This is a genomic window from Thalassobellus sediminis (assembly GCF_044386045.1).
Taxonomy (GTDB): domain Bacteria; phylum Bacteroidota; class Bacteroidia; order Flavobacteriales; family Flavobacteriaceae; genus Thalassobellus; species Thalassobellus sediminis.
Map to the genome: position 1 here is coordinate 383,654 of NZ_JBISCD010000040.1, position 15,546 is coordinate 399,199.

The window sequence follows — 15,546 nt, forward strand, 5'->3', positions numbered from 1 at the left end:
ACTAGCGTCTTTTCTTCTTACTTTTAAACTTAGCTTTATTTTTGCGTTTGTTAAACGGAATGGCATCATCATAAGTGTTTTTAACTTCGCCTGAAGGTTTGTTTTTTCGCCACTTTTCTGATTTCTCAGGAAGTAAAACTTTTAACAAGTCTTTACGACCTAATTTATTTAAGGTATTTTTAATCCAAGCTTTATTTTCATCTTTATACCAAAAGAAAAAACGATGTTGCTCGTCTTTTTCTTTTCGTGTTTTTGGCGTATTAACTTTTTGAAGTGTGTACGGATGATAACCACTATAATAAATAACGGTAGCCACCGTCATAGGTGTTGGAGTAAAACCTTGTACTTGCTCTAACTGAAACCCCATATCTTTAGTTTCGGCAGCCAAATTTGCCATATCTTCAACTTCACAAGCTGGATGATTCGAAATAAAATAAGGTATTAATTGAAGCTTTAATCCTTTCTTAATATTAATCTTATCAAAACGTTCTTTAAACTTATGAAAATATGAAAATGATGGTTTACGCATCAGTTTCAAAACTGGATCACTAGTATGTTCTGGTGCTACTTTTAGTCGACCAGAAACATGTTTGGTCATCACTTCTTCCGTATAATCATCTAACTCTTTGGGGTCAGCATTTTTATTAAACTCGGGCACCAACATATCATGACGGATACCAGAACCTATAAACGATTTTTTAATTTTTGGGTGCTTATCAACAGCTTGATATAAATCGGTTAATGGTTTATGCGACGTATCTAAATTACTGCAAATAACAGGTGAAATACAACTTGGCGCTACACACTTATCGCATATAGATTGTACTTTACCTTTCATTTTATACATATTCGCACTCGGCCCTCCAATATCAGATAAATAGCCTTTAAAATCAGGCATATTTGCAACAATATCAACTTCTTTTAAAACAGATTCTTGACTACGAGACGCAATAAATTTTCCTTGATGTGCCGAAATAGTACAGAAACTACAACCTCCAAAACATCCACGATGTATGTTAATAGAGAACTTAATCATTTCGTAAGCAGGAATAGGACCTCGTTTATTATATTTAGGATGTGGTAAACGCGTGTAAGGCAACTCGAAAGACGCATCAATTTCGTCTTCGGTCATGGTTGGACATGGCGGATTAATCATCAAGGTCTTATCGCCTACTTTCTGAAAAATACGTCTTGCCGCTAGCTTATTAGATTCTTGTTCTATAACCTTAAAGTTAGATGCATATTTTTTCTTATCCTTTAAACAGGTTTCATGTGAAGCGATTTCTACATCTTCCCAATTACTGTTTTTAGGAATTTTTGCACCAGCATCCAATAAAACGGCGGTTTGTTTAATAGTTGTAATACTAGAAAACGGAACGCCTTTTTGAAGTAAACGCACTACTTCTCTTAAAGGCTGCTCGCCCATACCATACACCAACATATCGGCTTTCGAAGTTTCTAAAATACTAGGCATTAACTTATCACTCCAATAATCATAGTGTGTCACACGACGTAATGACGCTTCAATACCTCCAATTAAAATAGGTGTATCTGGCCATTTTTCTTTTAAAATATTCGAATAAACGGTTGTTGCATAATCTGGTCTAAAACCAATATCGCCATTTGGGGTATAGGCATCTTTATCTCGACGCTTCTTATTAGCATTATAATTGCTAAGCATAGGATCCATACAACCACCAGTAACACCAAAAAACAATTTTGGTTTACCCATTTTTACAAAATCCTGAAGATTATCTTTTACATTGGGCTGTGGTACAATGGCAACACGCAAACCATAACTTTCTAAAATACGACCAATAACAGCGGGCCCAAACGAAGGATGATCAACATAAGCATCGCCACTAAATAGGATAACATCTAGCGCATCCCAACCGCGTATTTTAACCTCTTTGTTTGTGGTAGGTAACCAATCTGAAAGTTTTAATTCTTGCATAGCGTTGCAAAAATAGACAAAAATTGCTTCTCATATCGTATTATACGATATACCTCTTTTTTATATGTTGAAGATTTTACATTCTAAACTTAAAGCACAAACCTATATGTCGCTTTAATTAAAAAGATATTCTCTATTTGTTTTTGTAATATTTGATTATCTAAATTTCTTAATAAATTATTAGTAGAATCATCATTACCGGTAACACCTTGCGACCACACCAAAAATATTTCGGATCCTGGAATATATTCCCAACGCACCACTAAATTAGAACGAAATTGTACAAATGAAAAATCTGGTTTATCAAAGCTATAATCTGTTGTACCATCTTTGTTTTCATCAATATTATATACTTCATCTAAAGCATCGAAAGCTATTTGACTCTCGCTAAACTCAGTAATTCTGCCTGCTAATTTTTTAGCAATAGGATTGTTTACATAATTAAACCTATTATATCGCCCTGAAGAAATAAAAGGCTGTGCATAATACTGAATTGTTAAATTGGGGTTTAAAGTATAATTAAGTCTTATTGAAGCACTCAAGGTTTGTTGATCTATATTCCCTGTTATATAACGTTTACTAGAACCAAAATCTAACTGATCTACATACTGAACTTTATTAATATTTCTTGAATACCCAGGGTTTATTGATATACTCATAGCATCTAAAGGTCTGTAAGTAGCCCCCAAATTTAACTCATAATTTGACCACGTGTTTTCTTGACCAAATGACATAAATGAATTAAAATTAAACTGAACCTTTTTTCTGTTATCGGTATTAATATTAATCCAATTTGAAAATTCATCTGAGTTTTTAAAACGTGGTCCACCTCTAAGCGCTGTATTAGAAAAGAGTTTAGGCTTTATTTGAAACCCTGTATTAAATCTCCAATTGCTTTTTAATTGTGCAAATCCATTAATATTCCACTCGATTCTATTGTGATTACCTTCAAAGTCCCAAGCAGAAAAATGATTATAATTAACTCCTATATTTCTAAAAATTCCAAAAGGTTTTCGCCAACGGTAGCCCATCCAAAAATTATGTCTGAAATCATCTGCTTGTCTTTGAAAACCAATATCATTAAGTTCTAACTCTGGAGATCGCCATGTAAAACCACCTTCAAAGATAAAATTACCACTTCCTTTACCCAATTGTAATCTACCACCAGTACCTGTTAATGATGTTCTGTCTGGATCTACCTCTAAATGTTCGTTATCTGTTCTCTGAAATAAATGAACAATAGACTCTTGTGTTTCTAAGATTGCTTCTTTACTTCCTTCAACATGACTAAGAACCATATTCCCTTGTAAATACCAAGACCTTTCTTTCCATTGGTGCTTAAAATCGAATCCTCCAGTATATGCCGCTTTATGCAAAAACTCTAAATGTTCTTCTAAATTCCTATTTGTAGCAGTAAAAATACCACCTACAAAAGTGTTTCTATCATTAAAATCTTTTTGTAATCGACCAACAAAATAATTTGTAAAAGGCTCAACCGTTTCTTTTCTTCTTTCTCCAAGGTTATCAATTTCGGCAGTTTCTTTTGCTGTAATACTTTCTAAAACACCTATAGACCAGCCGTTTTTAGTTTTTCCAGAAAATTTCGCAGCTCCAAGAATTGTTGTGTTTTCAGGAGCTTCTGCAAACTCATCATCATTTAAATCTGAAGCGTGTTGTGGACTACGACCAATTCTTCTGGAATAAAACAAATTATCATTTCCAAAAGTATTTCCTGAATTTGTTCGCGAAAACCTATAATCAAAAATATTCTTATTTTCGACAAAAAACGGACGCTGTTCTCTAAAAAACAACTGAAAACCATCTAAAGCAATTGCAGCCGGATCTGCTTCTACTTGTCCAAAATCTGGATTAATTGTAAAATCTAAAGTCAAATCATTTGTTACTCCTATTTTACCATCTAGCCCAACCGATATTTTAGCATCTCTTCCATCTTCAAAAGGATTCTTTGCTACTTCTTCAAAAGTTTCAAACCTAGCTACAGTATAGGGCTGAATTTCAATTTGCTTTTGCGGTTCTATATTTTTCAAACCATGTAACTCACCAAAATTACTTACCCAACCGTTTATCTTTTGTGGCATATGTTGCCAAAACGAACGTTCATTTTTTCTGAAAAAATAACGCTGAACCTGAAAACCCCATAATTGCTCTTCTCCTTTACCAAAACGTAATTGCGTTAATGGTATTTTCATTTCGGCTGTCCAGCCTTTATCATCATGACTAACTTTTGTATACCATATTGGATTCCAACTACTATCCCAATTGTTTCCATTATTAGATATAAATTCATCTCCTTTTACTCCTGCAGATGTAATAGTAAACGAAAATCCGGTACGCAAATCATGGTAACTATCAATATTAACCTCTACCCAATCGCCCTGAAAAGAATCTCTTCGCCCCAAACGCTTAACAATACTATCTGGCTGGGTATCAAAACTACGTATGCCTATATAAATATTTTTAGCATCGTATAACACTTTAAACTTGGTGTCTTGGCTTGGTTTATCGCCTTCGTTAGGAATTCGTTGTGTAAAATTATCGGCCCAATCTACTTTGCTCCATTCTTCAAAATTCATTACTCCATCAATAACAGGAGCATCCTTGGCATCAACCTCTTGGGTAGTAAATATTCTTTTCTCTAGTATTTTGTTAGCATCTTGCGCATTTGTAACACTATAAACTATTATAGTGAGGATACATATTACAAATTTTGTAATATTCATTGAGTTTAGTTTTGTTTCTACTAAAGAGATAAAGCTAACACTATTGTTACAGTTTTTATAGTTTTTAATAAATAATTAACGGAATAATCTCACATTTTTTAACTCCAAAAAATAGTTTATTTTTATATAATCAAATTTTTCATTTTCTAAATGGTTTTAGACCTTCAAAATTAAAAGATATTTAAGCCTTAAAACTTATAGAACATTATAATTACAAAATGGCTAAACAGGAAGATCATATTAACGTTCCTAAATATCTTCAACTTTTTGGAGAAAACACCGAACTTTATTTTGCAATAACTAGTGGAAGCTTTTGGATTTTAGGTATTGCATTATCATTCATTTCAAGTACTCCTAAATTTATACCGATTGTTCTTTTTATTATAGGCGGACTTTTTGGAGCCTATTTTACTTTTATTACAGCCGGTAAAGATATTCTTAAAGGAAAACTTCAAATAGATTTTTTAATGCTTTTCGCGGCATTAGGTGCTGCCGCTTTAGGCAGATACGGAGAAAGCACTTTATTGCTTTTCTTATTTAGTCTAGGGCATGCCTTAGAGCATTATGCCATGAAAAGAGCAAGAAAATCAATTGCTGCACTTTCAGACTTAACACCTCCTATGGCATTAGTTAGAACACATAATATTATAACTGAAATTTCTATAGAGCAACTGGAACTAGGTGATATTATTATAGTAAAACCTAATTCTAAAATTGCCGCAGATGGTGTTGTTATTAAAGGAACAAGTGCCGTTAATCAAGCTCCAATAACTGGCGAAAGCGTTCCTGTTGATAAATATCCATCTGAGAATTGGCAAAATGAAAGTGAGGTTACCAAACTAACATCTGAACATCGTGTATTTGCTGGAACCATTAATGGTAATGGTGTTTTAGAAATTAAAGTTTTAAAACAATCTAAAGATAGTACATTATCTAGATTAATAAATCTAGTTAAAGAGGCTGAAACACAAAAATCGCCAACACAACAACTAACTGATAAATTTGAAAAAAATTATGTACCTATAGTTTTAGCTGTGGTGTTTTTGTTATGCTTTGGTTTTTTAGTTATAAATGAAACTTTTCAAGAAAGTTTTTACAGAGCCATGTCTGTTTTAATTGCAGCCTCACCTTGTGCGCTAGCCATCTCTACACCTAGTGCTGTACTAGCAGGTATTGCAAGAGCTGCACGACAAGGTGTTTTAATAAAAGGTGGGCGTCCTTTAGAAGATTTAGGCAATGTACGTGCTATTGCGTTTGATAAAACAGGAACGCTTACTCAAGGCAAGCCAACTCTTACGCATGCTATTCCATTTGAAAAAAACACCAAAAAACAATTACTAAAAGCCGCAATAGCAGTAGAGAAATTAAGTGACCACCCACTAGCTGATGCTATTGTTCTAGGAGGCGAAAAGGAACTTGGATATACCATCATTTTACCTGCAGAAAATTTAACATCATTAACAGCTCGTGGTATTCAAGCCCAATGGGATGGAACTATAGTACATATTGGTAATCGAAGGCTATTTGAAGAATTAACAGGAGAAAAAGTACCAAGTGAGATTCATGAAAAAATGTTAGAACTAGAATCGAACGGTCATACCTCGATGATTGTTCATCAAAACAATACCTATTTAGGAATTATCTCTGTTATGGATATTGCACGTCCTGAAGCAACTGCTACGCTTTCAGCTTTAAAGAAAATGGGCATAAAAAAGATGGTTATGCTGACGGGAGACCATCAAAAAGTAGCTGATGCTATTGCAAAAAAAATTGGTATAACAGATCCACTAGGAAGTTTACTTCCAGAAGAAAAAGTAAAAGCAATAGAAAAATTAAAAGAAGACCTTGGTAATGTAGCCATGGTAGGCGATGGCGTAAATGATGCCCCTGCAATGGTAAAAAGCACCGTTGGTATTGCCATGGGAGCAGCAGGATCTGATGTTGCTTTAGAAACTGCAAATATTGCTTTGTTAGCAGATAAACTAAATAACTTGCCCTTTGCCATTGGTTTAAGCAGAAAGGCAAAAGGTATCATCAAACAAAATTTAATTATCAGCCTAGGCATGGTAATTATTCTAGTGCCATTAACCATTATAGGAACTATTGCTCTTGGGCCTGCAGTAATAGGTCATGAAGGATCTACTTTAATTGTTGTATTGAATGCCCTTAGATTATTAAACTACAACCATTCAGAATAAAGAATCTAAATGAATTTTTAAAACAAGATTCAAAAGCATATCATTTAACTATCAACCCTCTTATAATCAAGTATTTTTATTCGATATAAGTATATTGATTAATCAGGCAAAAAATTACTGTGTTACTATTTGGTAATCAATCAGATTGTCGTACATTTGCAAACTCTTTTTAAGAGAGGAATGTTTAATAAATAAAAATTAATTAGTGTGGACACATTAAGCTACAAAACGATTTCAGCCAACAAAGCTACTGCAGATAAGCAGTGGGTATTAGTTGATGCTGAAGGTCAGGCGCTTGGTCGTTTAGCATCTAAAGTTGCAAAACTTATTAGAGGTAAACACAAGCCAAACTTCACACCTCATGTTGATTGCGGAGATAACGTTATTGTTATCAATGCAGAAAAAATCACGTTATCTGGTAACAAATGGAACGATAAAACGTACATTCGTCATACTGGGTATCCAGGAGGTCAAAAAAGTTTAACTGCTACAGAATTGTATGGAAAAGATCCTGCAAGAGTAGTAGAAAAATCAGTTAAAGGAATGTTACCTAAAAACAAATTAGGTGCTGAGTTATTCCGTAATCTAACAGTTGTTGTTGGTACAGAGCACAAACACGAAGCTCAAAAGCCAAAAACAATTAACTTAAACGAATTCAAATAATGGATGTAATTCACAAAATTGGCCGTAGAAAAACGGCTGTTGCGCGCGCTTATGTTGCCCCAGGAAAAGGTAACATTACAATCAATAAAAAAGACTTAGCTAATTATTTTACGACTGCTACTTTACAGTACAAAGTAAAACAACCATTAGTTTTGACTAACAATGACGCCAACTTTGATATTACAGTAAATGTATATGGAGGTGGTATTACTGGTCAAGCAGAAGCTGTTCGTTTAGCAATTTCTCGTGCAATGTGCGAAGTTGATGCTGAAAACAGATTAACATTAAAACCAGAAGGTTTATTAACAAGAGATCCGAGAATGGTTGAACGTAAGAAATTCGGTCAGAAGAAAGCTCGTAAGAAATTTCAATTCTCTAAACGTTAATATCCTGAACTTGGTTCAGGATCTGATAATCAGAATCCTTTATCATTTTCAAACAAAACAAAATTTAAACAAGTTATTGTTGTCCTAGTATAAAAACAGGATTTAGTTTAGCATCTAAATAGTTAAGGCGAATTTTAAAAATGACCACTTAATTATTGCTAATTCAACAGAACGTAAACTATTACAAAATGGCAGTAGAAGTAAAAGAATTACTTGAAGCAGGTGTACACTTCGGTCACCTTACACGTAAATGGGATCCAAACATGGCTCCTTACGTATATATGGAGCGTAACGGCATCCATATTATAAACCTTTACAAAACAGCAGCTAAAATTGATGAAGCAGGTGCAGCACTTGCTAAAATTGCAGCTTCTGGACGTAAAATATTATTCGTTGCAACAAAAAAACAAGCAAAAGATATCGTTGCTGAAAAAGCAGGAGAAATTAACATGCCATACATCACTGAAAGATGGCCAGGTGGTATGCTAACTAACTTTGTTACTATTAGAAAAGCTGTTAAAAAAATGGCTTCTATTGATAGAATGAAGAAAGATGGTACTTTCTTAACATTATCTAAAAAAGAACGCTTACAAGTTGATCGTTTAAGAGCTAAGTTAGAAAAAAACTTAGGCTCTATAGTAGACATGACTCGTTTACCAGGTGCTTTATTTGTTGTAGATATTAAACGTGAGCACATCGCGATTAAAGAAGCTCAAAAATTAAACATTCCTATTTTTGCAATGGTTGATACTAATTCTGACCCACGTCAAGTTGATTATGTAATACCTGCAAACGATGACGCTTCTAAATCAATCGATAAAATTTTATCTCACGTAACATCTGCAGTATCTGAAGGATTAGCAGAACGTAAAGCTGAAAAAGATGCAGCCGTTTCTTCAAAAGAAGAAGCTACTAAAGCTAAAGCAGCTCCAGCTAAAAAAGTTGTTGCTGAAGAAGAAGAATAAATAACATTAATACAACACAAATAAGTCGTTTAATTCTTTTCTTTTTTGAAAATTTATTGGGCGACTTATTTAAATTATAATAACTATGAGTACTACAGTAAAAATTACAGCGGCTGAAGTAAATAAATTAAGACAAGCTACTGGTGCAGGTATGATGGACTGCAAAAAAGCTTTAGTTGAAGCTGAAGGAGACTTTGATAAAGCTATTGAAGTTTTACGTAAAAAAGGTCAAAAAGTGGCTGCAAAAAGAGCTGACCGTGAGTCTAGCGAAGGTGCTGCTGTTTCTAAAATAAATGCAGATAACACTGCTGGTGTTGCTATTGTATTAGGTTGTGAAACTGATTTTGTTGGTAAAAACGAAAACTTTTTAGCACTAGCTAATCAATTGGCTGATATTGCTTTAAACTGCGATACTAAAGAAGCTTTTTTAGCTGCTGATTTTGATGGTATGACAGTTGCTGAAAAATTAATTGAGCAAACTGGAGTTGTTGGTGAAAAATTAGAAATCAACGGTTTTGAAAAATTAGAAGCTGCTTACGTTGGTACTTATGTACATATTAACAAAATTGCTGCTTTAGTTGGTTTATCAGCTAACGTTGATAAAGCTGAAACTTTAGCTAAAGATGTTGCTATGCAAATTGCATCAATGGGTGCAACTACATTATCTTATAAAGATTTTGATCCTGCTTACATTGCTGCAGAAACTGAAGCAAGAATTGCTGTTATTGAAAAAGATAATATTGAATTAGGTCGTTTAGGTAAAACACTTAAAAACGTACCTCAATATATTTCTATGGCACAATTAACTCCTGAAGTATTAGCTGCTGCTGAAGAAACTGCAAAAGCAGAATTAAAAGCTGAAGGTAAACCAGAACAAATTTGGGATAGAATTTTACCAGGAAAAATGGAGCGTTACATTTCTGATAATACAACTTTAGATCAAGAACAATGTTTATTAGATCAAAAGTTTATTAAAGATGAAAAAATAGACGTTGCAAAATATGTAGCATCTTACGGAGATGTTGCTTTAACAGGTTTTAAACGTGTTACTTTAGGATAACCCTATTTTCTGTAAAAACAGAAATCTTTAATATTAAACCACTATTCGTTTTGAGTAGTGGTTTTTTTTATGCAAACAAGTCAATAATTAGTTAGTGTTGTAACTGTTTTTGGCAGATTAATGCGGGAGAGATAGAAACGGCATCCTTTTTATGTGCTTTCGCTTTATAAATAGAAAGTAAAATACATTCTGCATTCGTTAGTTTAATTAAAATACTAGAATATACTTCATATAAAAAGATATAGGGGATAGCTCGCTTTTTATTTTTAATAAAAACCCGTCCAAAACTATTTTAACAATATTTAAAAACATCGATTGGTATTGCACTTAATAAATTCAAAAAAATAAAAAATTTATGTAGCTTTGCTAAACTTTTGATTCCACATTTGTGGACACCTGATAAACTACTCATGAAATATAAAAGAATACTCTTAAAACTATCTGGCGAAGCCTTAATGGGAAATCGTCAATACGGTATAGACCCAGACCGTTTAGCCGAATATGCTCAAGACATAAAAACAATTACTGACAAAGGTATAGAAGTTGCCATAGTTATTGGAGGGGGTAATATTTTTAGAGGTGTTGCTGGAGCTAGCAAAGGCATGGATCGTGTACAAGGAGACCATATGGGCATGCTTGCAACCGTTATTAATGGGTTGGCATTACAAGGTGCTTTAGAAGATGCTGGTATGCCAACAAGATTACAAACGGCTATTAAAATTAATGAAGTTGCTGAGCCTTTTATTAGAAGAAAAGCGATGCGCCATTTAGAAAAAGGACGTGTGGTAATTTTTGGTGGTGGCACAGGAAACCCATACTTTACTACAGATTCTGCAGCCGTTTTACGTGCCATAGAAATTGAAGCAGATGTTATTTTAAAAGGTACGCGTGTAGATGGTATTTATAATGCAGATCCGGAAAAAGATGATAACGCAATTAAATTTAATTTCATATCTTTTGATGATGTTTTACGTAAAGGCTTAAAAGTAATGGATACTACAGCTTTTACTTTAAGTCAAGAAAACGAATTACCAATTATTGTTTTTGATATGAATAAAAAAGGTAATTTACTTAAAGTGGTTTCTGGTGAAAACATAGGAACCGAAGTAAACGTTTAACATTTGGCGTAATTTTTGTATTTATTGAACTTTAAAGTTTAAAACAATGAACGAAGACATACAATTTATATTAGATAGCACAAAAGAAGCAATGGATAATGCTATTAAGCATTTAGAAAAGCAATTAATAAACATTAGAGCAGGAAAAGCTAGTCCAGCAATGCTTGGTAGCGTTATGGTAGATTATTACGGATCGCAAACACCTCTAAGTCAAGTAGCAAATGTAAACACTCCTGATGGAAGAACCATTACAGTACAACCTTGGGAGAAAAATATGCTACAAGAAATAGAACGCGGTATTGCTTATGCAAATCTTGGTTTTAACCCTATGAATAACGGTGATACTATTATTATTAATGTGCCACCTTTAACAGAAGAGCGTAGACGAGATTTAGCAAAACAAGCGAAAGCAGAAGCTGAAGACGCAAAAATAAGCGTAAGAACAGCTCGTAAAGATGCTAATAATGAGATTAAAAAAAACGATGATGTTTCTGAAGACTTAAAAAAGAATGCAGAGATTGATGTACAACAAATGACAGATAGTTACGTTAAAAAGATAGAGGACGTTTTCGACGCTAAAGAAAAAGAAATCATGACAGTATAATTTGAAAAGCGACAACATTGTCGCTTTTTTTTATAAATCCACTCCTATTTTATTTAAATAAATGTTGAAGCATTGTTTTCTTTTTTTATTTATTTTTTACTACACATTAACGTATAGTCAAACTAGCAATGTACCAGTACAAGATTCCATTGGGAAAAGTGAATTTATTAAACACCTTGGAAACGGGTACATCCCTACAAAATACTTTAACTTCGATTTAAGGTATTTAATTAAATACAATCAATATGAAGGTCTAAGAACAGGCATAGGAGGCATTACTAATGATGCTTTCTCAAAAAAATACCGTATAAATAGTTATGTGGTTTATGGGTTTAGAGACCATCGATATAAATACAGTATTGGTGGGGGCTTTAGATTAGCTGAAAAAACAAATACTTGGTTAAACGTTTCATATACCGATGATTTACAAGAAACTGGTAGCACTAAATTTTTAACAGACAAACGGTTTTTTCAATTCTTTGAACCCCGCTTGCTTAATATTGATTTGTTTCATAAACATATTACAAAATCAATAGATTTAGAGCATCAATTAACGCCACATTTATTAACTGAGACTGAATTAGCAATAAGTAAAATAGATCCTACTTATAATTACAGTTATAACGTTGATGGCAACACCTTTGAAAACTTCAACTTAAGTATTACCAAAATAGCACTTCAGTGGAGTCCGTTTAGTAAATATAAAACTTCGCCAGAAGGGTTTAAAAAAACTAAAGAAGGCTTTCCTAAATTTACACTACAGTATACCAAAAATTTTAAAAATATATTTAAAAGTGATTTTAACTTCTCTAAATTAGATTTTAGAACCATTCATGAAATAGGAACAAAAGGTAATAGCTTAACAAAAATCACATTAGTTTCTGGTATAGCTAATGGAAATATACCCATAACTCATTTATATCATGCTTACCCAAACAACATAAACAAAGAGACCATTTTACAACGTTTCTCGGTTGCTGGATTAAATAGTTTTGAAACCATGTTTTTTAACGAGTTCTTTTCTGATAAGTTTTCAACCCTTCAAATAAAACATTATTTAAAACCTTTTAATATCACAGAACGTTTTAAACCTCAATTGGTTGTAATAACACGCTATGCCATTGGCGACATGAAAAACTCAGAAAGACACCAAAACATTACTTTTGGCTCTTTAAAAAAAGGCTATACAGAATCTGGATTTGAACTTAATAAATTGTTATTTGGCTTCGGATTAAGCTTTACATACCGATATGGTGCATATCACTTACCTGAATTTGGAGATAATGTTGCTTTTAAGTTTACATTTAACGTCTCTTTATGAGGTAATACACTCCTTTTTTCTACCTTTGCGCATCTTTTATACAAGGCATGTTTAAACTTTTTTCTAAAGACTTTTGGGACGTTATTGCAAGATTAATTTTGCGTAATAAAATTATCATTCTTATAGGTATCGTTATAATTACTTTACTATTTAGTACGCAATGGAAATACATGCGTTTTACGTATACCGAAGCTAATTTACTTCCTGATGATCATGAAGTAAATATGGTATATAATGACTTCTTACAAAAATTTGGTGAAGAAGGAAACTTAATTGTAATTGGCGTAAAAGACAGCACGCTATTTTCTGTAGAAAAATTAAATGCTTGGAATGAATTATCTCATACTTTTAAAAATGATACTGCAGTAGAATCTGTTATATCTATAAAAGATTTACAAAAACTTGTAAAAGATACTAAAAACGAAAAATTTGCTTTAGAACCTTTTATTAAGGACTCCATTTCCTCAATTAAAGAAATAGAAGTTCTTAAAAACGAACTTTTTAACAAGTACCCATTTTACGATAACTTCTTATTTAATAAAGACACAAAAACAATTAGAAGTGCCCTTTACTTAAACAAAGCCATTGTAAATACTGCTGCTAGAAAAGATTTTGTTGTTAACGTATTAATCCCAAACATTGAAGCATTTGAGGCTAAATACAATTTAGATGTTAGAGTTTCGGGCATGCCTTATATTCGAACTTTAAATTCGCAAAATATTATTGAGGAAATTAACCTTTTCGTTATCGCTGCTTTATTGGTAACCTCTTTAATTTTCTTTTTCTTTTTTAGGTCATTTAGAGCCACTTTTATTTCGTTAATTGTTGTCTGTATAGGTGTTGCTTGGACTTTAGGTATTATTGGTTTATTGAGATATGAAGTAAGTGTTTTAACTGCTCTTATTCCTCCATTAATTATAGTTATAGGGATTCCTAATTGTATCTTTTTAATTAATAAATATCAACACGAAGTTAAATTACATGGCAATAAAGTAAAGTCACTACAACGTGTTATTACAAAAATTGGGAATGCAACGCTAATGACCAATGTTACTACAGCCTCTGGTTTTGCTACTTTTATTCTAACAGAAAGCGCATTATTAAAAGAATTTGGTGTTGTAGCTTCACTAAGTATTTTAGCTATTTTCATCCTTTGCTTGTTAATTATACCAATTATTTATACGTTTTTACCCTATCCTAAAGACAGACATTTAGAACATTTAAATAAAAAGTGGATTGGAGGATTCGTTAATTGGATGGAATGGATGGTTCGTAAAAAACGTATTGCTATTTACGTAACTTCGCTTATTCTTCTTGTTGCTAGTATTATTGGCATTTATCAAATAAAAATATCTGGGAGTTTAATTGAAGATATGCCACAAGAATCTGAATTCGTAAATGATATTCGTTTTTTTGAAAATGAATTTAATGGTATCATGCCTTTAGAAATCATGGTAGATACGAAGCGTAAAAAAGGCGTTATGAAACTTTCTACGCTAAAACGTATGAATGAATTAGAAGATTTAATTATTGAAACTCCAGAATTATCTAAACCAATATCTGTTGTAGGTTTAGTTAAATATTCTAAACAAGCATATTATAACGGGAATCCAAAATTTTATCAATTACCAACATCTCAAGAAAATAGTTTTATTTTATCTTATGCAAAAAACTCATCTACTAATACAGATTTGTTAAATAATTTTGTTGATAAGACCGGTCAATATGCGCGTATTACAACCTTTATGAAAGATATTGGCACTGATAAAATGGAACGTATCGAAGAAAACCTGCAAACTAAAATAAACAAAGTCTTTCCTAAAGAAAAATACAATGTAACCATGACAGGAAAAGCATTGGTTTTTCAAAAAGGAACAAAATATTTAGTTAAAAACTTAGCTATTTCCTTATCTCTAGCCATATTATTAATATCAATTTTTATGGCATATATGTTTAGGTCTGGACGTATGGTTGTTGTATCTCTTATTCCTAACTTATTACCGCTGGTTATTACCGCTGGTTTAATGGGTTATTTAGGTGTCCCTATAAAACCTTCAACTATTTTAGTTTTTAGTATCGCTTTTGGAATTTCGGTAGATGACACCATTCACTTTTTAGCAAAATACCGTCAAGAATTACAAGCCAATAACTGGAAGATTAAAATATCTGTTTATGGCGCTTTACGAGAAACAGGAGTAAGTATGTTTTATACTTCTATAGTACTTTTCTTTGGTTTTTCAGTTTTTACAATTTCTAGTTTTGGTGGTACCGTAGCTTTAGGTGCTTTAGTATCTGCAACCTTGTTATTTGCCATGTTATCTAACTTGCTATTACTACCTTCACTGCTACTCTCTTTAGAACGCAGTATTGCTAATAAACAAGTACTAAGAAAACCTTCTATTAATATCATTCCAGAAGAAGACGATACTGAAAAACAGAATTTTAACATGTAAATTACAGATTAGAACCTAATTATGTTAAAAAAAATAAATTATAACAAATTTTTGCAATTTATAATTTCAATTTTAATAATTTA

Annotated in this window: 11 protein-coding genes; 9 read left to right on the forward strand and 2 right to left on the reverse strand. The window is 32.5% G+C overall.

What is annotated here, in order from left to right:
- Position 1: 1 nt before the first annotated feature.
- Positions 2–1,954: a YgiQ family radical SAM protein gene (locus tag ACH5TW_RS08415; protein WP_439336060.1), complete on the reverse strand. Its 1,953-nt coding sequence runs from the start codon at positions 1,952–1,954 to the stop codon at positions 2–4.
- An 89-nt stretch (positions 1,955–2,043) separates the two neighbouring features.
- Positions 2,044–4,695: a DUF5916 domain-containing protein gene (locus ACH5TW_RS08420; protein ID WP_439336061.1), complete on the reverse strand. Its 2,652-nt coding sequence runs from the start codon at positions 4,693–4,695 to the stop codon at positions 2,044–2,046.
- A 218-nt stretch (positions 4,696–4,913) separates the two neighbouring features.
- Here ACH5TW_RS08420 and ACH5TW_RS08425 point away from each other — a divergent pair, with 218 nt between their 5' ends.
- From ACH5TW_RS08425 to ACH5TW_RS08465, 9 genes are all read left to right on the forward strand, one after another.
- Positions 4,914–6,893, forward strand: coding sequence for a heavy metal translocating P-type ATPase (locus tag ACH5TW_RS08425; protein ID WP_439336062.1), 1,980 nt, complete (start codon positions 4,914–4,916; stop codon positions 6,891–6,893).
- A gap of 207 nt (positions 6,894–7,100) precedes the next feature.
- A complete protein-coding gene (gene rplM, locus ACH5TW_RS08430; RefSeq protein ID WP_439336063.1) occupies positions 7,101–7,556 on the forward strand; it encodes a 50S ribosomal protein L13 in 456 nt (151 codons plus the stop codon).
- Positions 7,556–7,942, forward strand: coding sequence for a 30S ribosomal protein S9 (rpsI, locus tag ACH5TW_RS08435; RefSeq protein WP_345273950.1), 387 nt, complete (start codon positions 7,556–7,558; stop codon positions 7,940–7,942). Before rplM ends, rpsI begins: the two co-directional genes overlap by 1 nt.
- Before the next feature lie 188 nt (positions 7,943–8,130).
- Positions 8,131–8,907, forward strand: a complete 777-nt coding sequence (rpsB, locus tag ACH5TW_RS08440) for a 30S ribosomal protein S2 (protein ID WP_439336064.1) — start codon at positions 8,131–8,133, stop codon at positions 8,905–8,907.
- Positions 8,908–8,992: 85 nt separating this feature from the next.
- Positions 8,993–9,967, forward strand: coding sequence for a translation elongation factor Ts (gene tsf / locus ACH5TW_RS08445; protein ID WP_439336065.1), 975 nt, complete (start codon positions 8,993–8,995; stop codon positions 9,965–9,967).
- A 410-nt stretch (positions 9,968–10,377) separates the two neighbouring features.
- Positions 10,378–11,085: a UMP kinase gene (gene pyrH, locus ACH5TW_RS08450; protein WP_439336066.1), complete on the forward strand. Its 708-nt coding sequence runs from the start codon at positions 10,378–10,380 to the stop codon at positions 11,083–11,085.
- 46 nt (positions 11,086–11,131) lie between these two features.
- Entirely contained in the window at positions 11,132–11,689 is a 558-nt protein-coding gene (gene frr / locus ACH5TW_RS08455; protein WP_439336067.1) for a ribosome recycling factor, read from the forward strand.
- Between the two features lie 61 nt (positions 11,690–11,750).
- A complete protein-coding gene (locus ACH5TW_RS08460; protein ID WP_439336068.1) occupies positions 11,751–13,010 on the forward strand; it encodes a DUF5686 family C-terminal domain-containing protein in 1,260 nt (419 codons plus the stop codon).
- Between the two features lie 47 nt (positions 13,011–13,057).
- Positions 13,058–15,463 (forward strand): efflux RND transporter permease subunit, encoded by a 2,406-nt coding sequence (locus ACH5TW_RS08465; RefSeq protein ID WP_439336069.1) that lies wholly within the window; start codon positions 13,058–13,060, stop codon positions 15,461–15,463.
- Positions 15,464–15,546: the final 83 nt, after the last annotated feature.